This is a genomic window from Mesorhizobium metallidurans STM 2683 (assembly GCF_000350085.1).
In the GTDB taxonomy this organism is placed as follows: domain Bacteria; phylum Pseudomonadota; class Alphaproteobacteria; order Rhizobiales; family Rhizobiaceae; genus Mesorhizobium; species Mesorhizobium metallidurans.
Genome location: NZ_CAUM01000055.1, coordinates 93726 through 120512, shown reverse-complemented (window position 1 = coordinate 120512; position 26787 = coordinate 93726). Strand labels below are relative to the sequence as shown.

Annotated in this window: 27 protein-coding genes; 12 read left to right on the top strand and 15 right to left on the bottom strand. The window is 62.5% G+C overall.

The genetic code is table 11. The features are described 5' to 3' along the window. Nucleotides 1-21: 21 nt before the first annotated feature. Entirely contained in the window at nucleotides 22-342 is a 321-nt protein-coding gene (locus MESS2_RS09770; protein WP_040592600.1) for a DUF1330 domain-containing protein, read from the bottom strand. Nucleotides 343-669: 327 nt separating this feature from the next. On the opposite strand from MESS2_RS09770, the gene MESS2_RS09765 reads away from it, so the two are divergent. Continuing rightward, a complete protein-coding gene (locus tag MESS2_RS09765; protein ID WP_008874035.1) occupies nucleotides 670-1605 on the top strand; it encodes a glycosyltransferase family 2 protein in 936 nt (311 codons plus the stop codon). Between the two features lie 16 nt (nucleotides 1606-1621). On the opposite strand, the gene MESS2_RS09760 is transcribed toward MESS2_RS09765, so the two are convergent. The 3 genes from MESS2_RS09760 to MESS2_RS09750 all read right to left on the bottom strand — a co-directional run bounded on the left by MESS2_RS09760 (nucleotide 1622) and on the right by MESS2_RS09750 (nucleotide 5263). Continuing rightward, nucleotides 1622-2452 (bottom strand): DUF1194 domain-containing protein, encoded by an 831-nt coding sequence (locus tag MESS2_RS09760; RefSeq protein ID WP_008874034.1) that lies wholly within the window; start codon nucleotides 2450-2452, stop codon nucleotides 1622-1624. A gap of 84 nt (nucleotides 2453-2536) precedes the next feature. Next, entirely contained in the window at nucleotides 2537-4354 is a 1818-nt protein-coding gene (locus MESS2_RS09755; protein WP_008874033.1) for an ABC transporter ATP-binding protein/permease, read from the bottom strand. Between the two features lie 120 nt (nucleotides 4355-4474). Further along, on the bottom strand, nucleotides 4475-5263 hold the full coding sequence (locus MESS2_RS09750) for a class I SAM-dependent methyltransferase (RefSeq protein ID WP_008874032.1): 789 nt from the start codon (nucleotides 5261-5263) through the stop codon (nucleotides 4475-4477). Between the two features lie 265 nt (nucleotides 5264-5528). Between MESS2_RS09750 and gloB the strand changes: the two genes are divergently transcribed. Both gloB and MESS2_RS09740 read left to right on the top strand, forming a co-directional pair. Next, nucleotides 5529-6296 (top strand): hydroxyacylglutathione hydrolase, encoded by a 768-nt coding sequence (gloB, locus tag MESS2_RS09745; protein WP_008874031.1) that lies wholly within the window; start codon nucleotides 5529-5531, stop codon nucleotides 6294-6296. 262 nt (nucleotides 6297-6558) lie between these two features. Beyond that, entirely contained in the window at nucleotides 6559-6996 is a 438-nt protein-coding gene (locus MESS2_RS09740; protein WP_008874030.1) for a cupin domain-containing protein, read from the top strand. Here MESS2_RS09740 and MESS2_RS09735 read toward each other — a convergent pair. The 3 genes from MESS2_RS09735 to MESS2_RS09725 are packed head-to-tail and all read right to left on the bottom strand — an operon-like array spanning nucleotide 6993 to nucleotide 9384. After that, nucleotides 6993-7664, bottom strand: coding sequence for a lysoplasmalogenase (locus MESS2_RS09735; protein WP_008874029.1), 672 nt, complete (start codon nucleotides 7662-7664; stop codon nucleotides 6993-6995). The two genes, MESS2_RS09740 and MESS2_RS09735, sit on opposite strands and share 4 nt — an antisense overlap. Continuing rightward, nucleotides 7661-8566 (bottom strand): aromatic amino acid exporter YddG, encoded by a 906-nt coding sequence (yddG, locus tag MESS2_RS09730; protein WP_008874028.1) that lies wholly within the window; start codon nucleotides 8564-8566, stop codon nucleotides 7661-7663. Before yddG ends, MESS2_RS09735 begins: the two co-directional genes overlap by 4 nt. 29 nt (nucleotides 8567-8595) lie before the next feature. After that, nucleotides 8596-9384: a DUF3108 domain-containing protein gene (locus tag MESS2_RS09725; RefSeq protein WP_008874027.1), complete on the bottom strand. Its 789-nt coding sequence runs from the start codon at nucleotides 9382-9384 to the stop codon at nucleotides 8596-8598. A 453-nt stretch (nucleotides 9385-9837) separates the two neighbouring features. On the opposite strand from MESS2_RS09725, the gene rpmB reads away from it, so the two are divergent. The 3 genes from rpmB (at nucleotide 9838) to MESS2_RS09710 (ending at nucleotide 11612) form a co-directional block, all read left to right on the top strand. Continuing rightward, the gene (gene rpmB / locus MESS2_RS09720) at nucleotides 9838-10134 is read left to right on the top strand and encodes a 50S ribosomal protein L28 (RefSeq protein ID WP_006328411.1); all 297 of its coding nucleotides are present in this window, start codon (nucleotides 9838-9840) and stop codon (nucleotides 10132-10134) included. Between the two features lie 94 nt (nucleotides 10135-10228). Further along, complete coding sequence (locus MESS2_RS09715) at nucleotides 10229-10909, top strand: queuosine precursor transporter (RefSeq protein WP_008874025.1); 681 nt, start codon at nucleotides 10229-10231, stop codon at nucleotides 10907-10909. 28 nt (nucleotides 10910-10937) lie between these two features. Then, entirely contained in the window at nucleotides 10938-11612 is a 675-nt protein-coding gene (locus MESS2_RS09710; RefSeq protein ID WP_008874024.1) for a spermidine synthase, read from the top strand. 39 nt (nucleotides 11613-11651) lie between these two features. On the opposite strand, the gene MESS2_RS09705 is transcribed toward MESS2_RS09710, so the two are convergent. The 4 genes from MESS2_RS09705 to MESS2_RS09690 all read right to left on the bottom strand — a co-directional run bounded on the left by MESS2_RS09705 (nucleotide 11652) and on the right by MESS2_RS09690 (nucleotide 16330). Then, the gene (locus tag MESS2_RS09705) at nucleotides 11652-12683 is read right to left on the bottom strand and encodes an esterase-like activity of phytase family protein (protein WP_008874023.1); all 1032 of its coding nucleotides are present in this window, start codon (nucleotides 12681-12683) and stop codon (nucleotides 11652-11654) included. Then, nucleotides 12680-14578, bottom strand: coding sequence for a cobaltochelatase subunit CobT (gene cobT / locus MESS2_RS09700; RefSeq protein ID WP_008874022.1), 1899 nt, complete (start codon nucleotides 14576-14578; stop codon nucleotides 12680-12682). Before cobT ends, MESS2_RS09705 begins: the two co-directional genes overlap by 4 nt. A gap of 11 nt (nucleotides 14579-14589) precedes the next feature. After that, a complete protein-coding gene (gene cobS, locus MESS2_RS09695) occupies nucleotides 14590-15576 on the bottom strand; it encodes a cobaltochelatase subunit CobS (protein WP_008874021.1) in 987 nt (328 codons plus the stop codon). Nucleotides 15577-15700: 124 nt separating this feature from the next. Beyond that, the gene (locus MESS2_RS09690; RefSeq protein WP_006328375.1) at nucleotides 15701-16330 is read right to left on the bottom strand and encodes a J domain-containing protein; all 630 of its coding nucleotides are present in this window, start codon (nucleotides 16328-16330) and stop codon (nucleotides 15701-15703) included. A 192-nt stretch (nucleotides 16331-16522) separates the two neighbouring features. Here MESS2_RS09690 and MESS2_RS09685 point away from each other — a divergent pair, with 192 nt between their 5' ends. Next, nucleotides 16523-16825, top strand: coding sequence for a BolA family protein (locus MESS2_RS09685; protein ID WP_008874020.1), 303 nt, complete (start codon nucleotides 16523-16525; stop codon nucleotides 16823-16825). 3 nt (nucleotides 16826-16828) lie between these two features. Here MESS2_RS09685 and MESS2_RS09680 read toward each other — a convergent pair whose 3' ends face one another. Beyond that, nucleotides 16829-17635 (bottom strand): alpha/beta hydrolase, encoded by an 807-nt coding sequence (locus MESS2_RS09680; protein ID WP_008874019.1) that lies wholly within the window; start codon nucleotides 17633-17635, stop codon nucleotides 16829-16831. Nucleotides 17636-17870: 235 nt separating this feature from the next. On the opposite strand from MESS2_RS09680, the gene MESS2_RS09675 reads away from it, so the two are divergent. From MESS2_RS09675 to MESS2_RS09665, 3 genes are read left to right on the top strand one after another with little or no spacing between them, the layout of a single operon-like run. Then, complete coding sequence (locus MESS2_RS09675; RefSeq protein ID WP_008874018.1) at nucleotides 17871-19820, top strand: PrkA family serine protein kinase; 1950 nt, start codon at nucleotides 17871-17873, stop codon at nucleotides 19818-19820. A 19-nt stretch (nucleotides 19821-19839) separates the two neighbouring features. Next, a complete protein-coding gene (locus tag MESS2_RS09670) occupies nucleotides 19840-21153 on the top strand; it encodes a YeaH/YhbH family protein (RefSeq protein WP_008874017.1) in 1314 nt (437 codons plus the stop codon). A 10-nt stretch (nucleotides 21154-21163) separates the two neighbouring features. Continuing rightward, a complete protein-coding gene (locus tag MESS2_RS09665) occupies nucleotides 21164-22708 on the top strand; it encodes a SpoVR family protein (RefSeq protein WP_008874016.1) in 1545 nt (514 codons plus the stop codon). 35 nt (nucleotides 22709-22743) lie between these two features. On the opposite strand, the gene MESS2_RS09660 is transcribed toward MESS2_RS09665, so the two are convergent. Genes MESS2_RS09660 through MESS2_RS09650 form a run of 3 tightly spaced genes read right to left on the bottom strand, consistent with a single transcriptional unit; the run spans nucleotide 22744 to nucleotide 25375 of the window. Further along, on the bottom strand, nucleotides 22744-23637 hold the full coding sequence (locus MESS2_RS09660; protein WP_008874015.1) for an HlyC/CorC family transporter: 894 nt from the start codon (nucleotides 23635-23637) through the stop codon (nucleotides 22744-22746). Beyond that, nucleotides 23634-24773, bottom strand: coding sequence for a 3-dehydroquinate synthase (gene aroB / locus MESS2_RS09655; RefSeq protein ID WP_040592585.1), 1140 nt, complete (start codon nucleotides 24771-24773; stop codon nucleotides 23634-23636). The genes MESS2_RS09660 and aroB overlap by 4 nt, the downstream gene beginning before the upstream one ends. Continuing rightward, nucleotides 24770-25375 carry a shikimate kinase gene (locus tag MESS2_RS09650; RefSeq protein ID WP_040592584.1) on the bottom strand — a complete coding sequence of 202 codons (606 nt, stop codon included), beginning with the start codon at nucleotides 25373-25375 and terminating at the stop codon, nucleotides 24770-24772. Before MESS2_RS09650 ends, aroB begins: the two co-directional genes overlap by 4 nt. 269 nt (nucleotides 25376-25644) lie before the next feature. On the opposite strand from MESS2_RS09650, the gene MESS2_RS09645 reads away from it, so the two are divergent. Together MESS2_RS09645 and MESS2_RS09640 are read left to right on the top strand one after the other, a co-directional pair. After that, the gene (locus tag MESS2_RS09645; RefSeq protein WP_008874014.1) at nucleotides 25645-25797 is read left to right on the top strand and encodes a hypothetical protein; all 153 of its coding nucleotides are present in this window, start codon (nucleotides 25645-25647) and stop codon (nucleotides 25795-25797) included. 9 nt (nucleotides 25798-25806) lie between these two features. Next, entirely contained in the window at nucleotides 25807-26724 is a 918-nt protein-coding gene (locus tag MESS2_RS09640; RefSeq protein ID WP_008874013.1) for a site-specific tyrosine recombinase XerD, read from the top strand. Nucleotides 26725-26787 lie beyond the last annotated feature (63 nt).

The window sequence follows — 26787 nt, the reverse complement described above, 5'->3', positions numbered from 1 at the left end:
GTCCTATTTTTGAGACATCCGCTATTCCAGGACATCCGTTGCCTTGTGCGGATGTTCGACGCCGTCGACGAACACCACGTCGGCTTGAGAATTGCCGGTGCGCAAGGCCAGTATCGCCTGGTAGGCCGGCGAATTATACCAGTCGCGCGCATGGTCCCTGTCAGGGAATTCGATGATGATGAGGTGACCTGGCCATTCGTTCTCGATCACCTCCACATCGCCGCCATGGACCAGAAAACGGCCGCCGAAGGGCTCCAGAGTGCCGTCGATCTTGTGCAGATATTCGACGATCTCGGGCCCCATTGTAGCCTGGCGCATATGGGCAACGGCGTAAGCGGTCATGACGAAACACCTTTGAATCGAAGCCGAACAACAGGCTTCATGCAGGGCAGTTTGCCGACGCGCCGGACGCTGGTCGATTACCTCCGAGGTCATGAAATGCACCTCAAAGGTCATGAAATGCCCCTCAGAGGTCATGGACCGCATATCGGCAAACGGAGTTGCCGTTGCGCGCCGGGTTGTAAATTCGCCACGTCAAATCGACTGCTATTCACTTTGACGTGACACAGACGCTTCTTTTTTGTATCGTCCCGCCGAATACGGCCGTGGGACGGGCATGGAAGGCGAGCATCAAATCCATTCGGTTGTCGTGGAACGCTCCGAGGCGACATGTCCGAGACGGTGAACCCCGCTCCGCTCATCACGGTGATAACGCCGACTCACAACCGGCGCAGCAAGGTCTTGCGCGCGGTGGAGAGCGTGCTTGCGCAGAACCTCACCCGCTTCGAGCACATTGTCGTCGACGACGGCTCGACCGACGGCACCGAAGCCGCACTTGCCGCCATCCACGATCCCCGCCTCATCTTTGTCGGCGCGAAATGGCGAGGCGCCAATGCCGCCCGCAATGCCGGCATCGAACGTGCTCGCGCCCCTGTGGTAACATTCCTTGATTCCGACGACGTCTACTTGCCGAACCGGCTGGAGCGGACACTAGCCTGGTTCGAGGAGAACCCAACGCTCGAAATCCTGATCAGTTCGTTCGTGTCCATGAAGGGTGGCCGCTGCACCAATTGCATCAACCGCGATGCGTTCCTGAACCGCGATACGCTGGAAAGGGCATTGGTGGCGCAGACGATTTTCATCGCCGGATCCGCGATAACGGCCCGGCGCGGGGCCTTGCTGGCGATCGGCGGTTATGACAGCGACATAGCCCGGATGCAGGATCGCGAATTGCTGCTGCGCTTCGCCCGCCGCTGTGGCGCGCAACTGTCCGAAAAGGTCGACTGGAAAAAGTACAATTCGGAGAATTCGATCTCCGGCCAGCGTGACGGCTATGTCGAAGCCTATGCAAACCTGATCTGCAAACACCCCTATATCATCGACCGCTATCCCGACATTCCGCCCTACATGATCGCGAGGCAGATCATTGCCGACACGATGAAGGGCAGGGTCTCGCAGGCATTTGCCGGCTATCTGGCCAACCGCTCGTCGAAAGCGCTCGGCTACTCCCTGCCGCAATTGTTGCGCGGCTATGTCGGCGGCCGGCGCTGGCGGCGCGATCTCTACGACGAGTTCCGCACCAAATATGGCGCGCGGCCCGCCTGAGCCCGGCTGCAAGAATTTATCGGTCGAGTTCCGGAAAAAACGGATCGGAGAAAAACCGCCGGTCGCGCTCTCCCTGCAGGCAGTCGATCGGCGCTGCGGCCTCGATCCGGACCGGCCGGGGATCGGCCCCAGGGTCGGCCCAAGGGTCGGCCCAAGGGTCGCCGCTGACTTCGAGAATCAGCTTGCGGCGTATGGCGGTCGTGAATTCGGAGGCCGCGTAGATCGGCAGCACGAAGGAGCCGGGCCCGCCAGTCACGCATTCGGCATAGTATTGGTCGAGATGGCTGAAGGTTGGCGACGGGCTGATCAGGATCGGCAGGCCGTTTATGACGATGCCTTTCGCCACAGCGGCGTCGCGTGTCATGGTGACGGGCAGCCCTGTATTGTTCGGGCCGTCGCCTGAAATGTCGATGACGCTGCGCGACGCATCGAAAGCAGTTCCATCCAACAGCTCGGTGCCGAAGGCGAGCGCGCCGGAGATCGAGGTGCCGCGAAAGCTCCTGAATGGGCGGGCCTCGATCCTGTCGGCGAAAGCATTGGCGCTCTGTGTGCCATCGATGACCTGCCAGGCAATGACCGCATCGTCGCGAACCGTTCCGGCCCATTCGAAATAGGCCAACGCAATGCGCCCGGTGGTGCCCGAGCGCACCGCCTTGATGAAATCGGGGTGGCGCAGCGCCTCGACATAGCCGGCGCGCTGCAGGGCGAACTCGTTCTCATCCATCGACTGCGAAATGTCGACCGCCAGCACCAGTTCGACATCCACGGCAATATCATTGGCGGGTGCAGCCAGAGGCGCTGCCTGGGCGCAGGCAAGGCAGGCAAGCAGGCTGAGCGCGTCGAGCACGGTCTAAAGCCTCGCAGGCTTTGCAACGATGACGACAATTTTCCCTGCGATCGCGGCGAAATAAAGCTGGCTGGATGAAACCGACTACTTCTTATTTCGACGCACAGCAACGGCCGGCGGCGGCTCGATCGCCCCGGCCCTGACGCGGACCGGCTTGAGCGCTGGGCGGCCGGCATCCTTCACGATCGTCAGTGAACGGGGAAAGAACTGGTTGTCGTGCTGGCTGCGGCCGATGTTGAGGATGGCCGCACCGCCAAGACGCGTTTCCAGCATCGACAGCACCCGTTTCAGCGTCGCACCGTCGAATGTATCCAGCGCCTCGTCGATGATCACCCATTTCGGCCGCCGCAAGGCGAGTCTGGCAAAGCCCAGCAGGCGCTGCTCGTCATCGCTGAGCTCATGCTCCCAGCGCGCGGAACGATCTAGCGAGGACGACAGGCGCTCAAGACCGACCTCGGCGAGCACGGCCGATATCTCGGCATCGTCGACCTTGGCGGCGCCGTCCGTGTGATTGAGTACCTCACGCAGCGTACCGAGCGGGAAATAGGGGGTGCGCGGAACGAAGACGGGCACCTCCTGGGCCGGCATGCCGATCCGTCCGCTCCCCCACGGCCACAGGCCGGCGATGGCGCGAAAGAACAGCGTCTTGCCGGCGCGCGGATCGCCGGTGATCATGACGCGCTCGCCGGCGCCGATCTCGACATGCGGCTCGGCAAGCTTCGTGCATCCATCGGGCGAGGCAATTTCCAGTTTCTCGAAGGTCAGGCGCTCATCCGGGTTGTTGCCAAACTCGATGCGGTTTTCCGTGTCGTGAAGCACATCCGTTTCGCCGAGCGCGATGCGGAAGTCGGCGACCCGCATCAGCGTGGCGCGCCAGTCGGCTATGGCGCCGATATTGTTGATGAACCAGCGCAGCGACGCGTTGACCTGGTTGAAGGCGCCGACCGCCATCATCAGCCCGCCGAAGCTGATATCGCCGGCGAAATAGACCGGCGAAGCAACCAGGATCGGCGCGACGACGGTGATCCAGCCATAGGTATCGGTAACCCAGGACAGGTTGATCTGGGCGGTATAGATTCGCCGCATGGCGCCTAGCACCGTGCCGAGGTCGAGCTCAAGCTGGCGTTTCGCATCGGCCTCGCCATGGGCGAGAGCTATGGCGTCGACATTCTCGTTGACGCGGACCACCGAGGAGCGCAGCTCCGCCTCGCGCGAATAGCGATCGCTGTTAAAGCGGATGAGCGGGCGTCCGACCAGCCAGCTCAGCCAGGAGGCGATGCCGGCATAAAGGATCGCAGCCCAGACCATGTAGCCGGGGATCGCCAGCGAATGGCCGCCGATATGGAAGACGAAGCCCGAAGACAGCGTCCACAACACACCGATGAAGGACGCGAGCAGGATGAAGGATTGCAGCAGGCCGACGCCGAGGTCCGTGGAAAGATCGGAGAGATGTCCGACATCCTGCTGTATGCGCTGGTCGGGATTGACGCCGATGGCGCCGGCATGGGTCAGCCGGAAGGCGCGCGCCGGCCGCATCCATTCGCCGATCAGGTCGAGCGTCAGTGCCTCGCGCAGCTTCAGCCGGATCATCTGGTTGAGCCAGGTCTGACCGACATTGAGCACCAACAGCGTCCCGGCTATTGCCGCAAAGACGAGAAGCTGATGCAGGAAGCCCTGCATGTCGCGCCGCGCCAGCGCATCGTAGAAAGGCTGGTTCCAGCGATTGAGCAGAACCTGCCCGATCGAGGTCGCCACGATGACGGCGACGATGCCGATAGAGAGCCAGAGCAGATACTTGCGGACCGGCGAGGCCGCCAGCGCCAGCCTGATCGTTGCGAGTTGGTCTCGCAGGCTGCTGGCCTCGACCGACGCGCGGGCCATGTCATCCGGATGATCAGCCATGAGTGATATCCCTGCGTTCGGAAGCGGCACTGAAATCGGTCACGGGCATTGGCGGCCCGCGCCTTCAATCGGGCTGCAAACCCGCTTTCGACAAATAGTTAGGAAAAAGCGCAAGCCCGATCACGAACGCGTCACCCTTGTGGGTAAAGATGCTCTATCGGCAGTCTGTGGCAGCCGGCCGAGCCTGGTGGCGCCATGCGGCGAGAAAACCGGCACGAAGACGCGGCGCGAAGCGCGCTGGGCGACCGGCACGCCTTGATAGAGCCGCTTTTGCGCCTCGACCACGATAACGCCGGAAAAGATCGGCCAGAACCGCCGGCCGGCGCGTTCCAGCACATTGTGGAACTGCATCATGAAGCGCCGTCGCGATGGCGGGAAGAAGAGCGCATCGGACCAGGCCGCGGGCGTGAAATTCGTTTCGCGCAACAATTCGGTGAGCTGGCCGCGCGAGAAAGGCCGGCCATTGCCAAACGGCGTGTGCTCGAATCGGGCCCAGACGCCGCGCCTGTTGGGCACGACGATGACGACACGGCCGGCCGGCGACAGCACCCGCCAGATCTCGTTTAGCGTCTCGCGCGGGTTCTCGGCATGTTCGAGCGAATGGACCAGTAGCATGCGGTCGATGCAGGAATCGACCAGCGGCAATTCCTCGTCGAAGACCAGTGCCGTCGCGGTGGGCCCCGTGACCGGCCAAACCACCGCGCCTTGCGTCGCCGGCATGAAGGCAAAGACACGCTCGGCATCGGTGCCGAACCGCTCCAGCCACGGCAAGGTATAACCGAGGCCGACCAGCCGCTCGTTGGGCACGACAGCCCATATCGAGGACAGCGCCATGGTGATCGAGCGCTCGGCGAGCCGCCCGAGCGTGGTCGAATAAAAGGAACGGAGATCGACGATGTCGGAATGCATGTACCGGACGGTAGCTTTGATGCCGTCCAAGTTCAACAAAGGCGGATGACATCTGCTGGCAAGCGCCCTATGTCTGCGACGATTACCGCATCGGCCCGAAATCGGTTTCGATTCCGGAAAGCACGATGCAGCAGATAAAAAGTTTTGGAGCGTCCTTTATGCGTCCAACTGGACGCACGGCGCGCTCTAGAGCAATTCCAGGAAAAGTGTGAAACGGTTTTCCGTCCGGAATTGCGCAAAAACAAAGCTCTAGTGGAGAGATGCGATGCCGGTTGAGATCGAACAGTTCATGTGCCGCAGCGACAATTTCGGCGTGCTGCTGCATGACCCCAAAAGCGGCCAGACGGCGATTATCGACGCACCCGAGGAGGCGCCGATCCTGGCCGCGATCGAGCGCACCGGCTGGACGCCGACGATGATCCTGACCACCCACCACCATGCCGATCATGTCGAGGCCAATCTGGCGCTGAAGGAGCGCTTCAAGCTGCGCATTATCGGACCGAAAGCCGAGGAAGCAAAGATCCCCGGCATCGACAAGACCGTCGGCCAGGGTTCGGTTATCCGCCTCGGCGACGGAAAGATCGAGGTCATTGAGACGCCCGGCCACACGGCGGGCCATGTCTCCTATCACCTGCCGGAGTCGAAAGTTGCCTTCACCGCCGACACGCTGTTTGCGCTCGGCTGTGGCCGTCTGTTCGAATGCAAGCCGCCGGTGATGTACGAATCGCTGAAGAAGCTCGCCGCACTTCCGGCCGAGACGGTCATCTATTGCGGCCATGAATACACGCTTTCCAACGCCCGCTTCGCGCTGACCGTCGACCCGACCAATTCCGCGCTGAAGGAACGCGCGGCGAAGATCGAGGCGCTACGCGCCGATGACAAGCCGACGCTGCCGACCACGATTGGCGACGAACTTTCAACCAATCCGTTCCTGCGCTGGCACGACCCGGCAATCCGCAAGCATCTCGGCATGGAGAAGGCTAGCGACGCCGACGTGTTCGCCGAGATCCGCAAGCGCAAGGACAATTTCTAGAGCACGATCCCGAACCGAAGGTCAGCGCAGCAAAAAGTTGCAGACTTTTCGGACAAGATCATGTGAAAAAACAAAGGCCTAGAGCATGATCCCGAAAAGTGGAATCCGGTTTTCGGAAAAGATCATGCTCAAACAAAAAATTAGAGCCCCATCCCGATTCTATCGGGATGGAACAGGCTCTAGAGCATCGGACCCCAAAAGTGGACCCCGGTTTTGCGAAAAATCCGATGCTCAAACAAAAAGCCGTGCTAGCCTGCAACGCATGACCAGCGCCGCCGAAATCATCGCCACGCTCGGCCTGAAGCCACATCCGGAAGGCGGCTGGTACGCCGAGACCTTTCGCGATGGCGAGGAATGCACGCGCGGCCATTCGACCGCGATCTATTTCCTTCTGGAAGAGGACCAACTGTCCGCCTGGCATCGGGTCAAGGACGCGGCCGAGGTCTGGCACTTCTATGCCGGCGCCCCGCTGGCGCTGTCGATGCATCAGGAAGATGGTGCGATGATCGAACAGGTGCTGGGCACGGCTCTGGCCGCCGGCGAACGGCCGCAGATCGTCGTCCCGGCCGGCTGGTGGCAGTCGGCGCGCAGCCTCGGTGATTGGACGCTGGTCGGCTGCACCGTGGCGCCAGGCTTCGATTTCGCCGCCTTCGAGCTGGCCGAACCGGGCTGGCAGCCTAAGGTTGGGACCCGATCCTAGCCCAGCAGAAAACCCAGGGTAATCGCCAATTGGGCGGCGTAATACAGCGTCCAGACCGCGTGACGCATCCAGACGCGGTGCGGCGAGATCGCGGGCGCCAGGAATTTTTCCGTGGCCAGCAGCCCGTCGGACGCCATGAACAGAACCGCGCCGCCGATGATCCAAAAACTGTTCAGGGTGAGCGCGGAAATGCCCATGGCGAGGATTGCCGCGATATAGACGCCGCCCGGGAGGCGCAGGCTGGGGCCGACACGGCGCCAGAGCGCGAAAAGCATGGCGAGCGCGAAAGCGGTCATCGCCACGGCAATCGCGCCACGCCACGGTTCGGCCGACAGCAGTCCGATTCCATCGCCGGAGCGCAGGAACAGCGCGACATAGAGCACATGCGCGCCGAGAAAACTGGCAAGTCCGCCGAGAAAGGCCTTTTCGCCGTCACGCGACAGGAAGGCATCGCCGACAGCGCTGAGCGCCAGCGCCGCAGCGAGCAGCCACGGGCCGCCTTGCAGTAATGCCAGCACGGCAAGCATCGCCACGGCCAGCGTCTTGGCCGCCGAGCGCGCCAGCGTCGGCCGCATGTCTGATATGAAAGCGTAGATCACCGCCGCGGCAACTGAAAACACCAGCGTCGCATTGGCGTTGGCGTCGATACCGCCGGGAAACGGCATCATGCCCCTGCCCCGTCGGTTGCCCGCTTGGGGAAGAACAGCGACTTCGCCGCCAGCGCTGCGCCACCGGTGATGAGCACGCAGGCGGCGAGAATGCGCAGCGACGGTTCGGCGAAGCCGGCGGCGATCAGCACCAGGGTAGACAGCAGCGGCGCGGCATAGCTCGCCGCGCCCAGCACCTGGATGTTGCCGCGTTTGACGCCGATGTCCCAGGCATAGAAGGCAGCTCCCACCGGCATCAGCCCGAGGCCGAGCACGGCCAGCCATTGGCCGGCGCCGTCAGGCCATACCGTCTTTTCCAGCAGAAGATGGCAGACGAGCGACAGCGCTGCCGTCGCCGCGCAGAACCAGGTGACGATGCTGGTCGGCACCGAGGGGAAGCGCCGCGACAACAACGAATAGGCCGACCACAGCACCGCGCAGACACCGGCCATCGCATAGCCGAAGGCATAACGCGCATCGAAGGCAAGGCCGCCGCCCTTGGTGACGATCAGGACGGTGCCGGCAAGGCCGAGCAGCGCGCCGGCGACATGGTTCCAGGCCAGCCGCTCGCCCGGCGTCAAGGCCGATCCGAGCACGATCAGCAGCGGCCACAGATAGGCGATCAGGCTCGCTTCCACCGCCGGCGCGTTGCGCAATGCGGTGAAGTAGAAGAAGTGGTAGCCGAACAGGCCGGCAATGCCGATCACCCAGACTTTGCGTGGTATTTTGGCTTGGCGCGGTATCTTCTGGCTCCTGTCGGCGGTCGGCATGAACAGCCGCGCGACGAGGCCGACGCCGGTGCCGATCGTAAAGGTGATCGCCGAGAGCAGGAAGGGCGGCACCGCCCCGGAAGCATCGGTAAGCAGCGCCAGCAGCGCCCACATGGCGACCGCCGAGAAGCCGATCAGTGTTGCGCGCGCCATGCCCGTCTCCGGCGACGCGCGAAACGCGCCTATTCAGTTGCTTCGAAACGCCCCGCGCTGACGGTGAGAGTGCCTATCTGCGTCGTGACCATGGCGTGGATCGGCGCATATACGCCGGTTTGGCCAAGCGGTGCAAACGTCACCATGATGACGCTGCGGTTCTTCAGGTAATTCAGGGCTTTGCGGTTCTTGCGGTAGCCCGCCACCGGCTCGAAGCCCATCCTGCAGGTGACGGTATCGCCCTTGTAGCCCCGCACCGAGGTCGAGCCTTTCGAATCATAGGTCAGCACCAGATTGGCGCGCATCTCGCCGTCATAGAGTTTCACCGTGCGCCCGCAGACCTTGTCGAGGCTGTCGGCATGGATGACGGTGGCTGCCATCGGATCGAGCACGGATGACAGATCGCTGGCGGCCAGCGCTATCCAGTTCTTTGGATTGCGCTTCTTCGGCTCCGGCACGACCTTGGTCGAGGTGACGGCGCCATTGGCAAACTGGATTTCGATCATCGAGGCCTTCTTGCCCGACTTGTAGTCGGCGCGGAACGCCTGCGGCTGCAATTGCTTGCCCGAAATCTTGCCCTTGGACGAAATCGTGCCCCGCGTATCGTCGAACAGCGTGGCGAGGCCTGCGCTGGAGACGCTGCCGTCGATCGAATAGGTATCGCCTTCGTAACTGCTGGAAAATGTCGCCTTGGCCACCGAAAGGCCAAGGAACGACACCGTATACTCGCCCTTGAAGGATTGCGGCGCCGCAGTGGATGTCGCGGTCGGCAGCGCAACGGCAAGCAAGGCTAAAACAACATGGGACGAACGACGCATAGCGGGGATTGGTCCTCGGTTTTTCGGCCGGAGATGGGCGGTTCCGGACTGGCATGTCCCTTTGCGACCGCTTATAGGCTGAATTCCGGCCTTTATGTGGAGGACGCCCTTATGCGTCCATGGCCAGGGGAATCGGGTGAAGGAACAAACGCTGAATCCGAAACCGAAGAGCATTCTCGTTCTGGCATTGCGGACTCGTAAAAGGAGAACCTGCCGGTTCGACCTACAATCAGAGATGGGGCTTTGAGGCGTCAGCGGCCTTGGATGCGATTCGGATAGAGTCAATGGGTCCGTTCACCCGATTGCCCTGCGTCCATGGCAGGCCGAGCTTGACGCACGTGCGAAATGCAACTATGGAACGCCAACTTTTTCCATAAGGCCGCCTGACCGAAACCGCGCGCCATCCGGCGCGGGTCGAATGTTTGGCCAGACCGAGAACTGAAGGTTAGAACCATGTCCCGCACCTGCGAACTCACTGCCAAGGCAGTCATGTCCGGCAACAATGTGAGCCACGCCAACAACAAGACCAAGCGCCGCTTCCTGCCGAACCTCGTCAATGTGACGCTGATCTCGGAGGCGCTGAACCAGAATGTGCGCTTGCGCATTTCGGCCAATGCGCTGCGTTCGGTCGAGCATCGCGGCGGCCTCGACGCCTTCCTGGCCAAGGCCGACGCCAAGGAGCTGTCGCAGCGCGCCCGCCTCTTGAAGAAGCAGATCGCCAAGAAGCTGGCCGAACAGCCGGCGGCTTAAGCATTTCTTCGGGGCGACCGCCTCTAGAACAACGAGGGAATGCGATCCGGCTCTCGGATAGCGCTCCGCTGGTTCCATTACCCAGGATAAAAAAATGACATCCTTCTCGCGATATTTGCCCTTTGTGGCCGCCATGGCGCTTGTCGTCGTGGCATCGAACATCCTCGTTCAGTTCCCGATGCGGGGTGCGATCGGCGGCCTGTCGCTGGGCGACATCCTGACCTGGGGCGCCTTCACCTATCCCTTCTCCTTCCTGGTCACCGATCTTGCCAACCGCCGCTATGGCCCGGCCGTGGCGCGCAGGATCGTCTTTATCGGCTTCATGACGGCGGTGGTCTGTTCGATCATTGTGCCGCCCTTCCTGTTCCGCCACGGCCTGATCGAATTCGAGACGGCCGCCGATCGGCTGGTGCGCATCGCGGTGGCTTCGGGAGCAGCCTTCCTGACCGCGCAATTGCTTGATGTGACAGTGTTCAACCGGCTGCGCCGGCAGAACTGGTGGCGCGCGCCGATCGTCGGTACGCTGGTCGGCTCGGTCTTCGACACCGTGGTATTCTTCACCATCGCCTTTTCGGCGGCTTTCGCCTTCGCTGGCCCGAGCGATGGCTTCGCGCTCGAAACGGCACCTTTGATGGGCATGCTGCCGGTCGAGACCACGCGCTGGATATCCTGGGCGCTCGGCGACCTCAGCGTGAAGCTGATCATCGCGGTGGTGGCGCTGATCCCCTACCGGCTGCTTGCCGCCCGCTGGAGCCAGCCGGCGGTCGCGGTTTAGCCATGATTCCAAAAAATGGAATCAGGCTGTGATCCCTTGGGTCCAGATAGACTCGGCAAAAACGCCTGACGGCGCACAAGAGCTTCGCCTGAAGCGGCGCGGCGCCGAATTCTCGATCATGCTCGGTTCGAATGAGCTGATGAACAGCCGCCTCAGCGGCTCCGAGCAAGCGCTGGCCAGGCTCGCATGCGAAAGAATCGCCGGCCGCGTCGAGCCCAAAATCCTGATCGGCGGCCTCGGCATGGGCTTCACGCTGCGCGCCGCCCTTGCCGAGCTTGGCGATGATGCCGGCGTCGTCGTTGCGGAACTGGTGACCGCCGTGGTCGCCTGGGCGCGCGGCCCGATGGCCGAAATGTTCGTCGGCTGCCTCGACGATCCGCGTGTCACCATTCGCGCGGCGGATGTCGGGCAGCTCATACGATCGGAGAGAGCGACCTGGGACGCCATCCTGCTCGACGTCGACAACGGCCCGGAAGGGATCGTCCACAAGGCCAATGATGCTCTCTACGGCGCGGCCGGCCTCTGTGCCGCCCGTGTCGCGCTCAAGCCCGGCGGCGTGCTGGCGGTGTGGTCGCAGGGACCGGACGCTGGCTTCACGCGGCGGCTCAAGCAGGCAGGCTTCGCCGTCGAGGAGATCAAGACCCGCGCCAACGGCAAGCGTGGCGCACGCCACATCATCTGGCTCGCGACCAACGCGCGGTAGGTCTGGCGCCGCCAAAGCCAGGCCCTTCGCCGACTTCCCTCAATCCTCGTGCAGGATGAATTCGAGATAGAGGTTGCGTTGCAGGATCGAGTGGTTGTCGTCCGAGATCAGCGACACCATCAGCGCGCCGTCGTCGCGGGTCCAGATGTCGAGCCCTTCCATATTGTCGATCTGGTAGCTCATGTCGGCTTCCATCAGCACCGGCCCATCGGCGACGGCGCCCTTTTCGATGCTTTCGCCGTAGATGCGCCGCAGCCGCATCTTCAAGCCGCCGGCCATGGTAAGGCTGCGCTCCAGCAACAAAAGGTCGCCGTTGGGCAGGAAGGCGCCGTCGGTGATGTCGAAATCGTCATTGCGCTTGACGGTGAAGACGCCCTTCCTCGGCCCTTCGATGATGGCGGCATAGTTGTTGCCTGACTTGTCGAGGCTCTTTTCCGACACCACGACCAGTCCGCCCTCGTGCCGCCCGTAAGGATTGGCGCGGGCGACGGTCTCGAAGCTGCGATTGCGCCGAAGCTCCCAGGCCGGAATCAGGAAGTCCAATTGTTTGAACGGCGCCTTCATATCGTCCGGATCGATGTTGAATTGGGAAACGCGGTGATCACGCTCGAAGCCGACGGTGGCGATGCCGTCCTTGACCGAGAGGCCTTCGGCGTCGACCTCGGCTTTCTCACCGGCCGGTTGGCCCGATGCGTCGACCATCTGCCGCATACGGAAATTCTGGATGCCTGAAGGACGCTTTTCGGCATCGTGGGTAACCGTGCCGAAGAACCAGAAGCCGGTGTCGGCAACGCCGATGAAGTCGCTGCCAGGCTTCAGGAAGCGGAAGGCCGACAGCGCGCCGAAATCGCGCGACGGCGATGTCATTTCCAGCCCGCCGACGAATTCGAGCGGCCCGAATTTCGTCTCCGCGCGGCCAATCTGGAACTCCCTGATGGGGCGGGCGGAAATTTCGATCGGCCCGACCGACACCGGGCCGGCGGCAATGACCGGCGACAAAAGAACGCCGGCAACGAACAGCGCCGCGGCGGCGAAAAGCATCTGCCGAAAGCCGCCCCGCGAAAGGATCATCCGGCGCGCCGCAGGCCGCCGCGCCGCGTCTCGCGCGCGCTTTCCTCGCCGAACAGCGACGCCAGCTGCTCGGTCATGGCGCCTGCCAGTTCCTCGGCGTCGACGATGGTGACGGCGCGCCTGTAGTAACGGGTGACGTCGTGGCCGATGCCGATGGCGAGCAGTTCGACCGGCGAGCGCGTCTCGATCAGCTCGATGACGGCGCGCAGATGCCGTTCGAGGTAATTGCCCGGATTGACCGACAGCGTCGAATCGTCGACCGGCGCGCCGTCCGAGATCATCATCAGGATCTTGCGCTGCTCCGGTCGCGCGATCAGGCGGTTGTGCGCCCACAGCAGCGCTTCGCCGTCGATGTTTTCCTTGAGCAGGCCCTCGCGCATCATCAGCCCGAGGTTGCGGCGCGCCCGCCGCCACGGATGGTCGGCGGATTTGTAGATGATATGGCGCAGATCGTTGAGCCGCCCGGGGTTCGGCGGCTTGCCTTCCTTCAGCCATTTCTCGCGCGCCTGCCCGCCCTTCCAGGCGCGGGTGGTGAAGCCGAGGATCTCGACCGAAACGCCGCAGCGCTCCAGCGTGCGCGCCAGAATGTCGGCGCAGGTGGCGGCGACGGTGATCGGCCGGCCGCGCATCGAGCCCGAATTGTCGAGCACCAGCGTCACCACCGTGTCGCGGAATTTGGTGTCGCGCTCCTGCTTGAAGGACAGCGGCTGCATCGGATCGATGACGATGCGCACCAGCCGCGCCGGATCGAGATAGCCCTCTTCGAGGTCGAAATCCCAGGAGCGGTTCTGCTGCGCCATCAGGCGGCGCTGCAGCCGGTTGGCGAGCCGGCCGACGACGCCGGACAGGTTTGCAAGCTGCTTGTCGAGGAAGGCGCGCAGCCGATCCAGCTCTTCTTCCTCGCACAATTCCTCCGCGCCTACGGTCTCGTCGAAGGTCGTGGTGAAGATCTTGTAGTCGATCTCCTTCGACAGATTGGTGAAGGGATTGTCGTTGCGGCGCGCCTCGCCGGGCGTCTCGGCGTCCGCATCGTCCTCGTCGGAGAGGTCGTCGGCGGTGGCGTCGGAGGCCTCGGTCTCGGCCGACTGCTCGTCCTCGGACGACGCCTCGGTGTCGTCGGACTGCGACTGCTCGGAACCGGAATCGTCCTCGCCCCCCTCCTCGCTCTGCTCCTCGCCTTGCGGCTGGTTATCGTCATTGTCTTCCGAGTCTTCCGTCTCCTGGTCGTCGCCAAGTTCCTCGGCCATTTCCATGGAGGCGAGCATTTCGCGCACGACGCGGGCGAAAGCCTGCTGATCGTCGAGCTTGGCCGAGAGACCGTCGAGGCCGGCGCTCGCCTTCTCCTCGACCCAGGGCCGCCAGAGGTCGACCAGCCGCTCGCCGCTCTTCGGGACAGTGCGGCCGGTCAGCTTTTCGCGCACCATCAGCGCCAGCGCTTCCTCGATCGGCGCGTCGGCCTTGTCCTTGACGTCGACGAGATTGGCCTTGGCGTATTTGTCCTCCAGCATAGAGCCGATATTGTCGGCTACGCCCTGCATGGCGCGGCTGCCGATCGCCTCGACACGGGCCTGCTCGACAGCGTCATAGATGGCGCGGGCCTGCTTGCCCTCGGGCGCCAGCTTGTTGTGGATGCGCGCATCGTGGCAGGCGCGCTTCAGCGCCATGGAATCGCCGAGGCCGCGGGTTATGGCAATGTCGGCCTTCGACGCCTTCTTTGGCAGTTCGGGCAAGCGGGCGCGGCTGCCGGCGAGCGCCGGCCGGTCCTTGGCGAAACCGACTTCGAGTTCCTTGTCGCCGGCGATGGCGCGCATGCAGACGGTGACGGCGCGCTTGAAGCTGTCGGCTTCAGCCCCCGTCTTCGACTTGTTGCGCGTGTTGTCGCCCGGACCCGCCATCGAGACTCTGCTTAGCCCAGCACCACATTGGCTGCTGATTCCGGCAGATCCTCGCCGAAGGCGCGCTGGTAGAACTCGGCGACCACGGAACGCTCGAGCTCGTCGCATTTGTTGAGGAAGGTCAGCCGGAACGCCATGCCGATATTGCCGAAGATCTCGGCATTTTCGGCCCAGGTGATGACCGTACGCGGGCTCATCACCGTCGACAGATCGCCATTGATGAAGGCCGAGCGCGTCATGTCGGCGACACGCACCATCTTGTTGACGATGTCCTTGCCCTTGCTGTCGCGATAGTGCTTGGCCTTGGCCAGCACGATGTTCACCTCATTGTCGTGCGGCAGATAGTTCAGTGTGGTGACTATCGACCAGCGGTCCATCTGCGCCTGGTTGATCTGCTGGGTGCCGTGATAGAGGCCGGTGGTGTCGCCCAGCCCGACAGTGTTGGCGGTCGAAAACAGCCGGAAGGCCGGGTGCGGACGGATGACCCGGCTCTGGTCGAGCAGCGTCAGCCGGCCCGACGATTCCAGCACGCGCTGGATGACGAACATGACATCCGGGCGACCGGCGTCGTACTCGTCGAAGCACAGCGCGACATTGTGCTGGTAGGCCCAGGGCAGGATGCCGTCGCGGAATTCGGTGATCTGCAGCCCGTCCTTGACCACGATCGCATCCTTGCCGACGAGATCGATGCGGCTGACATGGCTGTCGAGATTGACGCGCACGCAGGGCCAGTTGAGGCGGGCGGCAACCTGCTCGATATGGGTCGACTTGCCGGTGCCGTGATAGCCCGACACCATGACGCGGCGGTTGTAGGCGAAACCGGCAAGGATCGCCATCGTCGTGTTCTTGTCGAACAGATAGTCCGGATCGATGTCGGGCACATGCTCGCTGGTCACCGAATAGGCCGGCACCACCATCTTGGAGTCGAAGCCGAATTTGTCCCTCACCGACACTGTCGTGTCGGGCAGGTTGGCGATGTCGCGATCGACCTTGTTCATCTCTATCAACGTCTCCACGGGCGAAACGCCCGATTTTCGCCGGCAATCTATTTTGTCCGGGGGCGGTCTTAGAGCCTTTTCCAACCTTATGAAAGTTGGAAAACGACACAAACCGTAAGGCTGCTCAGCACAATCCTGCCTGCTTGAGCACGCGATAGGCCTGGAGCACATCGCGGAACCGGTCTTCCGAACCTCTGTCGCCGCCATTCGCATCCGGATGGTGACGCTTCACCAGTTCCTTATAGCGCGCCTTGATTTCCTTGCCAGTCGCCTTTGTATCAAGGCCAAGCGTTTCCAGCGCCTTGGCCTCAAGCGGCTTGGCCTTGCGCTCGCGCGCCTCGCGCGGATCCTTTGGCCCTTTGAACAGGTCGAACGGGTCGCGCATGCGGTTGTAATAGCCGGCGCGGCCGGAGCGCTGCTGGGCGAAGTCGGGCGAGGAGCGCGTCGAGGCGCCGGCGATGCCCATCTTCCAGGTCGGCCGGTGGCCGGTCATCGCTTCCTTCTGGAAACGGGCGATCTCGGTGTCGGGGACACCGGAGAAGTAATTGAAGCCCTTGTTGTACTCGCGCACATGATCGAAGCAGAACTGGAAATACTCGCCCTCCTTCATGCGTCCGACCGGCGCGCGATGGGTGCCGGCCTCCTTGCAGCCATCCCACTGGCAGATCGGCGAGCGCGACTTCAGCTCCGCGTCCTTCTCCGGCCGTATGCGAAGCTTCTCGAAATATTTGGGGTACGGTTTCATCTCACCCATTTATGGGCTGTTCGCTAGTGCGAAACAAGAATTGACATTTTCGCGTTGATCGCCCTAACCGCTGAATCGCGGCATAAAGCGGGCGATTGGCGTATTTTGTCGCGGCGACGGCATTGCGAGCCCTTCGAGCGCGAAAAAGGATTACCGATTTTCGGGAGCAACTGCCGCTACATGTGGTGAAGGGAAGCGCGAATGTCCATACAGGCAACGATGGAAGACAAGCTGAAAAAGGCATTCTCGCCGGAGCGGCTCGTCATCATCAACGAAAGCCATCTCCATGCCGGTCATCACCACAATGGCTCCGACCATCATGGCGCCTATGACGGCACCGGCGAGACGCATTTCCGCGTCCGCATCGTCTCCCCGGCCTTTGCCGGCATGAGCCGCATCGAGCGCCACCGTGCCGTCAACGAATTGCTGGCCGAGGAGTTGAAGGCCGGCGTGCACGCGCTGGCGATCGAACCGGCGGCGCCGGATGAAAAGACCAGGTGGTAAGCCTCAGACGACCGTCGCCTGCAGGAAAATCATCACCGCTTCGGTCAAGGCGTCGCCCTCCTCGCCGAAATCGCGATTGATCGACATGTGCGAATAGGCGCTGCCGTCGAACAGCGTAACCTCGGTCCCGGTGGCGCGCAAACGCTCGGCGAAGGCCCTGGAATCCTGCTCCCGCCCCTTTGCGCGCGAATAGGCGACAAAGGTCGGCGGATGTTTGCGGCCCTCGATATGAGTTGCCGGCGACAGCGTACGCCATTGCGCCGGATCGGGGAAGGCCCGGGCATAGGTCCGCGTCATGCCGCCGCTCCTGGCCAGCGCCTCAAGGTCATAGGCCCTGGTATCGTCAAGGACGAGCGCCGCGACGCCGGGCAAGCCGCCGCGCAGGCCGGTCAGCGCTGCCAGATGGCAGCCGGCCGAGTGACCCATGGCTACAATCCGCTTGGGGTCGCCGCCATGGTCGGCAATATTGGCGCGCACATAGCGATAGGCCGCTTCGACATCATTGGCCTGGGTCGCGACATCGACCTCAGGCAGCATGCGATAGTCGATGGAGACGAAGCAGAAGCCTTGGTCGAGCAGGAAGCCTGGCTTGGCGTTGACATTGGTGCGGCTGCCGATCCGCCACGCGCCGCCATGGACGAAGAAGACCACCGGCAGGCCGCGCCCGCCGTCTGGAGCATAGATGTCGAGCTTGGCGGGTCCGTAATCGACGGTCTGCGGCGCGGGTTGGCGCAGCCGCCAGGCAGCTGACACGCCGGCCGGCAGCAAAGCCGTCATGGATGCCAGGACAAAACTTCGTCGATCGATCATCGCCATCTCCGACCGCTTTGCGGCAAGAGCAAGAGAATGCACATGAGCGCCGCGCGCGTCCAGTTAAGGATTGGTAGCAGGTCGGATGGCTGGCGGCACCTTCCTCACAAGAAAGGTTCCCTCAAACCTTGGTGATTGCAGCCGACTCGATTATGTTTGAGGGGAACAAATAACGCTTTCCCACAGTTAGAGGGATGAGCCGATTACGCATCAGGTCGGCTCCGAGGCAACCATCATGCGTGACAATCAATCCGACGTCTTCGATCTGTTTTCGGAGATTTATGCGAACGCGGCTCAGGAAGAGATCAGTCTTCAGCAGTATCTGCTGGCCTGCCGCGAGGACAAATCCATGTACGCTTCGGCGCCCGAAAGGATGGTCGAGGCGATCGGCACGCCGAACCTGGTCGACACCAGCAAGGATGAACGGCTCGGCCGCATTTTTTCGAACCGCACCCTCAAGATCTATCCCTCCTTCTCCGACTTCTACGGGATGGAGGATACGATCGAGCGCATCGCCGGCTATTTCCGCTATGCCTCGCAGGGGCTCGAAGAGCGCAAGCAGATCCTCTATCTCCTCGGCCCGGTCGGCGGCGGCAAATCCTCACTCGCCGAGCGGCTGAAGAAGTTGATGGAGCAGCGCCCGATCTACACGCTGAAGGCCGGCAACCAGATCAGCCCGATTTTCGAATCGCCGCTTGGCCTTTTCCATCCCGATCGCATGGGCGATCTGCTGGAGGAAAAGTATGGAATAGCCCGCCGCCGCCTGAACGGGCTTATTTCGCCTTGGGCGGCCAAGCGCCTCGACGAATTGTCCGGCGACATTTCCAAATTCAGCGTGGTCAAGCTGCTGCCTTCGCGGCTGCGCCAGATCGGCATCGCCAAGACGGAGCCTGGCGACGAGAACAATCAGGACGTCTCGGCCCTGGTCGGCAAGGTCGACATCCGGCAATTGGAAAATTTCAGCCAGTCCGATCCGGATGCCTATTCCTACAGCGGCGGGTTGAACCGGACCACGCAGGGTCTGCTCGAATTCGTCGAGATGTTCAAGGCACCCATCAAGGTGCTGCATCCGTTGCTGACGGCGACCCAGGAAGGCAGCTACAACGGCACCGAGAATTTCGGTGCCTTCCCCTATCAGGGCATCGTCGTTGCCCATTCCAACGAATCGGAATGGCAGCAATTCAAGAACAACAAGAACAACGAAGCTTTTCTCGACCGCATCCTAGTGGTCAAGGTCCCGTATTGCCTGCGCACCACCGAAGAAAGGCACATCTACGAAAAACTGCTGCGCGAGAGCGAACTGGCCGGCAGTCCCTGCGCGCCGGAAGTGCTGGACATTCTGAGCCGTTTCACGGTCTCGACCCGCCTTGCCGAGCACGACAATTCGCCGCTCTACACCAAGATGCGCGCCTATGACGGCGAGAATCTCAGGGAAGTCGACCCCAAGGCGAAGTCAGTTCAGGAATACCGCGACGCCGCCGGCGTCGATGAGGGCATGACCGGGGTCAGCACGCGCTTTGCCTTCAAGATCCTGTCGCAGACATTCAACTATGACACCAAGGAGGTGGGCGCCGATCCTGTACATCTGATGTACATACTGGAGGAGGCGATCAAGCGCGAGCAATTCCCGAAGGAAACGGAAGCCGCCTATCTCGAATTCATCAAGTCGGAACTTGCGACACGCTACGCCGAGTTCATCGGCCACGAAATCCAGAAGGCCTACCTGGAATCATACAGCGAATATGGGCAGAACCTCTTCGACCGCTACATCGCCTACGCGGATGCCTGGATCGAGGATCAGGACTACAAGGATCCGGACACGGGACAGATTCTCAATCGCGAGGTCCTCGACAAGGAATTGTCGCAGGTCGAAAAGCCGGCGGGCATCGCCAATCCCAAGGACTTCCGCAACGAGGTGGTCAAATTCACGCTGCGCGCCAGGGCGCGCAACCATGGCCGCAACCCGTCCTGGACAAGTTATGAAAAGCTTCGCGAGGTCATTGAGAAGCGCATGTTCGGCCAGGTCGAAGACCTCTTGCCGGTGATCAGTTTCGGCTCCAAGCAGGATAGCGTCACGGAAAAGCGGCACAATGAATTCGTGCAGCGGATGGTGGAGCGCGGCTACACCGAGCGGCAGGTGCGCCGGCTGGTCGACTGGTACATGCGCGTGAACAAGGCGGGTTGAGAAAAGCCCGAACGGTTTCATGCCGATCTTTATCGACCGCCGTCTGAACCCGAAGGATAAAAGCCTGGGCAATCGCCAGCGCTTCCTGAGGCGCGCGCGCGAAGAACTCAAGCGGAGCATTCGCGACCGGATCCGGTCAGGTCGCATCGCCGAGGTGGATCGGGAGCATGCCGTGCCGATGCCTCAAAAAGACACCAGCGAACCGGCCTTCAACGATGCCAGGGACAGCGGCCGGCGTCAGCACATCCTGCCGGGCAACAGGACTTTCTCCCCCGGCGACCTGATCCCCAAACCTGGCGAGAGCGGTGACGCGGGGGGCTCGTCGCCATGGAACAAGCCGTCCGAGGACGACTTTCGCTTTGTGCTTTCGCGCGAGGAAGTCCTCGACCTCTTTTTCGAAGACCTCGAACTGCCCGATCTGGTCAAGCTCAATCTCAAGCAGATACTTTCATTCAAGTCCAAGCGGGCAGGTTTCGCGGCAACCGGGTCACCGACCAACATCAATGTCGGGCGCACGATGCGAAACAGCCACGGTCGCCGCATTGCGCTCGGGCGCCCCAAGCAGGCGGAGCTGGATGCGATCTTCGAGCAGCTCGCCATGCTCGAGTCGGAGCCCCCGAGCGCGACAGCGCGCGAGCGCATCCCGGCCTTGCGGGAGGAACTCGAGCGGCTTGAGCGGCGGCGCAGGCGAATTGCCTATGTCGATCCGGTCGACATCCGTTTCAATCGCTTCGATCCCCGGCCGCTGCCGAATGCCAGCGCCGTCATGTTTTGCCTGATGGACGTATCCGGATCGATGGGCGAGCGCGAGAAGGATCTGGCCAAACGGTTCTTCGTGCTGCTGCATCTGTTTCTGACGCGACGCTATGAGCGCACTGAGATCGTTTTCATTCGTCATACCCACGAAGCCCAGGAGGTGGACGAGCATACGTTCTTCTACCACACGCAAAGCGGCGGCACGATCGTTTCCACCGCGCTGGCGGAAATGCACCGCATTATCGAGCAACGCTATCCGGCCGCTGAATGGAATATCTATGCCGCCCAGGCTTCGGACGGCGACAATTTCGCCACCGACTCCGAGCGCTGCATAAAACTGCTCGACGGCAAGCTCATGCGCCTGTGCCAATATTTCGCCTATGTAGAGATCATCGACGAACGGGAAAGCCATATTTTCGGCAGCACCGACAATGGGACCTCGCTGTGGCGCGCCTACAGCGCCGTCGAGCAGAAATGGCCGAATTTCCAGATGAGGCGCATTGCCGCCCCGGCCGATATCTACCCGGTCTTTCGCCAGCTCTTCGCCAGGCAGCCGGCTCTCCGCAAGATGGCGTGAGGTATGGCGTATGATAAGACAAGCCAACAAATCCGGGTTGCTTTTCTCGGGGTCCGACTGGGATTTCAAAAAACTGTCGCGAGTCTACGACGAGATCGAAGCGCTCGCGATCGAGGAGCTTCGTCTCGATACCTATCCGGTGCAGATGGAGATCATCTCGTCCGAGCAGATGCTTGACGCCTACTCGTCGGTCGGCATGCCGCTGATGTACCGGCATTGGTCATTCGGCAAGCATTTCCTTTACAACGAGCTTCTCTATCGCAAAGGCGGCCGCGGGCTGGCCTATGAATTGGTCATCAACTCCAATCCCTGCATCGTCTATCTGATGGAGGAAAACACCATGGCCCTGCAGGCCTTGGTGACGGCCCATGCCGCCTTGGGACACAACCATTTCTTCAAGAACAACCATCTCTTCCGGCAGTGGACGGACGCCGGAGGCATCCTGAGCTATCTGGACTTCGCCAAGGGCTACATCGCCCGGTGCGAGGAACAGCACGGCCTGGCCGCCGTCGAGGCAATTCTCGATTCGGCGCACGCGCTGATGGGGCAAGGCGTGTTCCGGTATCACCGGCCGCCGAAACTGTCATCGGAACGGCAGCGCGAAGGGCTTCGCGAGCGCCTCGAATATGAGGAGCGTTCCTACAATGATCTGTGGCGCACGCTGCCGCCCTCGCAGGAGGCGGACAAGGCGGAAGCGAAAGGCGTGGCGGAGCGCAAGAAAGCACTCAACCTACCAGAGGAAAACCTGCTCTACTTCCTGGAGAAGAACAGCCTCGTGCTCGAGCCCTGGCAGCGCGAGATTATCAGGATCGTGCGTGCCGTTGCGCAGTATTTTTATCCGCAGCGGCAAACTCAGGTGATGAACGAAGGCTGCGCCACTTTTGTGCACTATACCCTCATGAACATGCTGTTCGATCGTGGCCGGATCGGCGAAGGCGCCATGCTTGAAATCCTGCGCAACCATTCGAATGTGATCTTCCAGCCGGCCTTCGACGATCCGCGGTTTTCCGGCATCAATCCCTACGCCCTCGGTCTCGACATGATGCAGGATATCCAGCGCATCGCGACCGTGCCGACCGCGGAAGACCGCGACTGGTTCCCGGATATTGCCGGCCGCGGCGACTGGCGCGAGATCCTGCTCGATGCCTGGGCCAACCACCGCGACGAATCCTTCATCCGCCAATATCTCAGTCCGGCCCTGATCCGGAAATGGCGGCTGTTCGTGCTCGCCGACGGGGCGGACGAACCGCATTTCGAAGTCTCGTCGATCCACAACGAGCGTGGCTATGACAAGATTCGTTCTGCGCTGGCCAATAGTTACGACGTTGGAGCGAACCGGCCGGACATCCAGGTGATTGACGTCGACCTGCTCGGCGATCGGCAGTTGCGACTGCAACACCGGGTGAAGGATGGCATTGTGCTCGATGAGGGTAGCCGCGACTCGACGCTACGCCATGTCCGCAGCCTCTGGGGTTACGAGGTCAGCCTGGTGGCGGTCGACGCTCAGACCGGGACCATGATCCACGAACGTTCCACGAGCCAGATCGCGGAATGAGGCTCGCCAAGGAGCGTCAGGACCCTGCCGGCTGATCAGTTCTCGCCAGCCGGCCGTATTCTCAGCCTGGCGATGCGGTTCTTGTCGCGCTTCATCACGACGAAGCGCTTGCCGTGGAAGGTAAAGGCCTGTTTCTCCTCTGGAATCGACTGCGTCTCGTGGATGACGAGACCGGCGATGGTGGTGACTTCCTCGTCCGGCAGGTTCCAGTCGAGCGCCCGGTTCAGATCGCGGATCGGCACCGTGCCGTCGACGACGACCGAACCGTCGGCTTCCTGCTTGACGCCCTGGATCTCGACATCATGCTCGTCGGCGATCTCGCCGACGATCTCCTCGATGATGTCCTCCAGCGTCACCAGCCCCTCGACCTCGCCATATTCGTCGACAACCACGGCGAAATGCGCCTTGCGGCGCAGGAAGGCGTTGAGCTGTTCCTGCAATGTCGTGGTGTCGGGCACGAACCACGGCTTTGACGCGATCTTCATCACGTCGATCCTGGAAAAGTCGTTGCCGACATCGTTCAGCGCGCGCAGCAGGTCCTTGGCGTGCAGCACGCCGACGATATTGTCGAGCGAGCCTTTCCACAAAGGCATGCGGGTATGCGGGCTCTGCAGGATCTCGCGCACCACCGCCTCCGGCGGATTGTCGGCATTGACCGAGCGCATGTTGGTGCGGTGGACCATGACATCGGATACTTCGAGCTCGGCGAGGTCGAACAGACCACCGATACGGTCGCGATCCTCGCGCACCACCTGGCCGTCGCGGCGAAAATCATCGACGGCGCCGCGCAATTCGTCATGGGCCGAACGCTGCGGCTCGATGCGCTGCAACTCATAGCCGAAGGCCGCGAGCAGGCCCGCGCGGAAGGCGAACGCCAGCAGGCCAAGCCCGGCAAGGATAGCAGCGACGATCCAGCCGGTCTCGTTCATCCCCGGCTTTCCCCTGAGCCCGGATGGTTCTCCTTCAGGAACGACAGCACTTCCGACGCCGGCACATCCTTGGCGATGAACGCCTGGCCGATGCCGCGCGTCAGGATGAAGGTCAGCGCGCCGCGCGACACCTTCTTGTCCTGGGTGATGAATGAAAGCAGCGCCTCGGCGTCAGGCAATTCGCCCGGTATGTCGGCCATGCGCCAGGGCAGGCCGACGGCGCGAAGATGCGCCTCGACGCGCGCCGCATCGTCGGGGCTGGCCAGATTGAGGCGTGACGAAAACCGGTGCGCCAGCGCCATGCCGATGGCGACGCCCTCGCCATGGACGAGCCGGGCGCCGTCATACTGCGTGGCGGCTTCGAGCGCATGGCCGAACGTGTGGCCGAGATTGAGCAGCGCGCGGTCGCCGGTCTCGAACTCGTCGCGGGCGACGACATCGGCTTTGGCGCGGCAGGCTTCGGCAATGGCCTTTGCCCGCGCCGGGCCGCCGGCAAACACCTCGCGCCAGTTTTCCTCCAGCCAGGCGAAGAAATCCGGGCGGTCGATGAGCCCGTATTTGGCGAGTTCGGCGTAACCGGCGCGGAATTCGCGGATCGGCAGCGTGTCGAGCACCTCGGTGTCGGCCAGCACCAGCTTTGGCTGGTGGAAGACGCCGACGAGGTTCTTGCCGCGCGCGCTGTTGATGCCGGTCTTGCCGCCGACCGAGGAATCGACCTGGGCGAGCAGCGAGGTCGGGATCTGCACGAAATTCATCCCGCGCCGCACGATGCCGGCGGCAAAGCCGGCAAGGTCGCCGATGACGCCGCCGCCGAGCGCGATGACGACATCGCCGCGCTCCAACCTGGCAGCCAGCACGCCGTCCACTACGTCTTCGAGATGCGCAAAGCTCTTGGTCTTCTCCCCCGCCGGCAGCGTGATGACGGCACTCTGGATGCCGCCCTTTTCGAGGCCGGCCTTCAGCGTTTGAAGATGTGCCGCGGCGACATTGTCGTCGGTGATCACCGCGGCGCGCGTGCCTGGCAAACGCTGCGCAATTTCCATGCCGGAGCGCTCAAGCAGCCCCGGACCGATGAGTATGTCATAGGCGCGCTCGCCAAGCCCGACCTCGACGGTGACTGCCGTATCGCCGCTCACGACCGCACCTCGCCTGTCACGGCGGCAACGCCGAAATGCCCGCGGAGCGCTTCCACCACCTCGGCCGCGATGACCTCCTTGCGGTCGTCGCGGGTCGGCACCGTGACATTGGCGCCGGCGTAGACCGGATAGCGCTCGGCCATCAACCGCTCGAGCACGGCGCGCGGATCAGCACTTTTCAGGAGCGGCCGGTTCTGCTTCTTGGAAACGCGCTCCATCAACAGCTCGATCTCGGCCTTCAGCCATACCGATACGCCGTGGCCCGCAATCGCCTCCCGCGTCTGCGCATTCATGAAGGCGCCGCCGCCGGTCGACAGCACCTGCGGGCCGTGTTCCAGCACGCGCAGGATGACGCGCTGCTCCAGCGCCCGGAACTCCGTTTCGCCGTAGCGCTCGAACAGTTCGGGCACGCTCATGCGCGACACGCTTTCGATCTCCTGGTCGCTGTCGATGAAAGGCAATCCCAGCATCGTCGCCACCTTGCGGCCGATCGCCGTCTTGCCGGCGCCCATCAGGCCGACAAAGACGATGGAACGGTTGCCCAACAGGCCAAGCAGCGCGGCATGGCTCTCGTCGGGAGGATTTGCTGGCAGCGCGTTCATGGCACCATGATGTTTCCAATGCATGTCGCGCAAAAGTGCGCAGCGGTTTTGCGATAACGACATGCATAAAATTAAACTCAAAGCACGTCGCTTGAACCCGTTTCGAACGCGACGCGCCCTCTTTGCCGGGTATCGACATCAAAAGCCCGTTTTCGTCAAGCGCGGCGGGCACCCGGCGTCGTGCGCGCTTCGCCCTTGAATTGGCCGGATTGGCGTCTCATAAGGGCACAGGGTTTGGAAACGCAGAACAAAAAGACGGGCAAAAATTGATGCCGACACTGTTCCGCTTTGTCGTGACGCTCACGATTCTGGCCGGCATTGTCTATGGCGCGATGTTCGCATTGGCGATGTTCGTCGAGCCGAGAAAGACCGAAATGAGCGTGCGCATCCCCCCGGAAAAGCTGAATCCCAAGAAAAACTGACCAAAAGCAATGAACAGCGCGGCCCGCATCGAAGCCTTTCTCGAAATGATGAGCGCCGAGCGGGGCGCGGCCGAAAACACGCTTTCCTCCTATCGCCGCGACCTCGAAGACGCCTCAGCCGGGATTGGCGGCGGGCTGGCCGGCGCCGGTGCCACCGATATCCGCGCCTATCTCGACGACATCGCCGCGCGCGGCTTTGCCGCCTCCTCGCAGGCGCGCAAACTGTCGGCGATCCGCCAGTTCTTCAAGTTCCTCTATGCCGAGGGCCTGCGCGGTGACGACCCGACCGGAACGCTGGACAGCCCGAAGAAGGGCCGGCCGCTGCCCAAGACGATGAATGAGGCCGACACCGGCCGGCTGATCGACCGGGCGGCCGAGGAGGCAAGGGATGCCTCGCTCAACGATGGCGACGATCTGGCGGCGCTGCGCCTGCATGCGCTGGTCGAGGTGCTCTATGCCACGGGCCTGCGGGTTTCCGAACTGGTTGGCCTGCCGGTGACGGTGGCGCTGCGCGACGACCGTTTCTTCATGGTGCGCGGCAAGGGCGACAAGGAGCGCATGGTGCCGCTATCGGCCAAGGCGCGCAACGCGATGCGGGCCTGGATCGCAGCCCGGGCCACGGTGCCGGCTTTCGCCGACAGTCCGTTCATGTTTCCGGCGGCAAGCGACAGCGGCTATCTCTCCAGGCAGGTCTTTGCCCGCGACCTGAAGGGCCTCGCGTCCAGGGCCGGCATTTCAGCGGCGAAAATATCGCCGCATGTGCTGCGCCATGCTTTCGCCAGCCATCTCCTACAGAATGGCGCAGATCTCCGGGCCGTGCAGCAGTTGCTCGGCCATGCCGATATTTCAACGACGCAGATTTACACGCATGTGCTGGAGGAGCGCCTGGTACGGTTGGTCAACGACCATCATCCGCTTGCCGACTAGGCGCCATATCGCTATGTGAGGACGACGTTTCGCCGCTCGGAGCCTTGATTTCAAGGGTTCCGT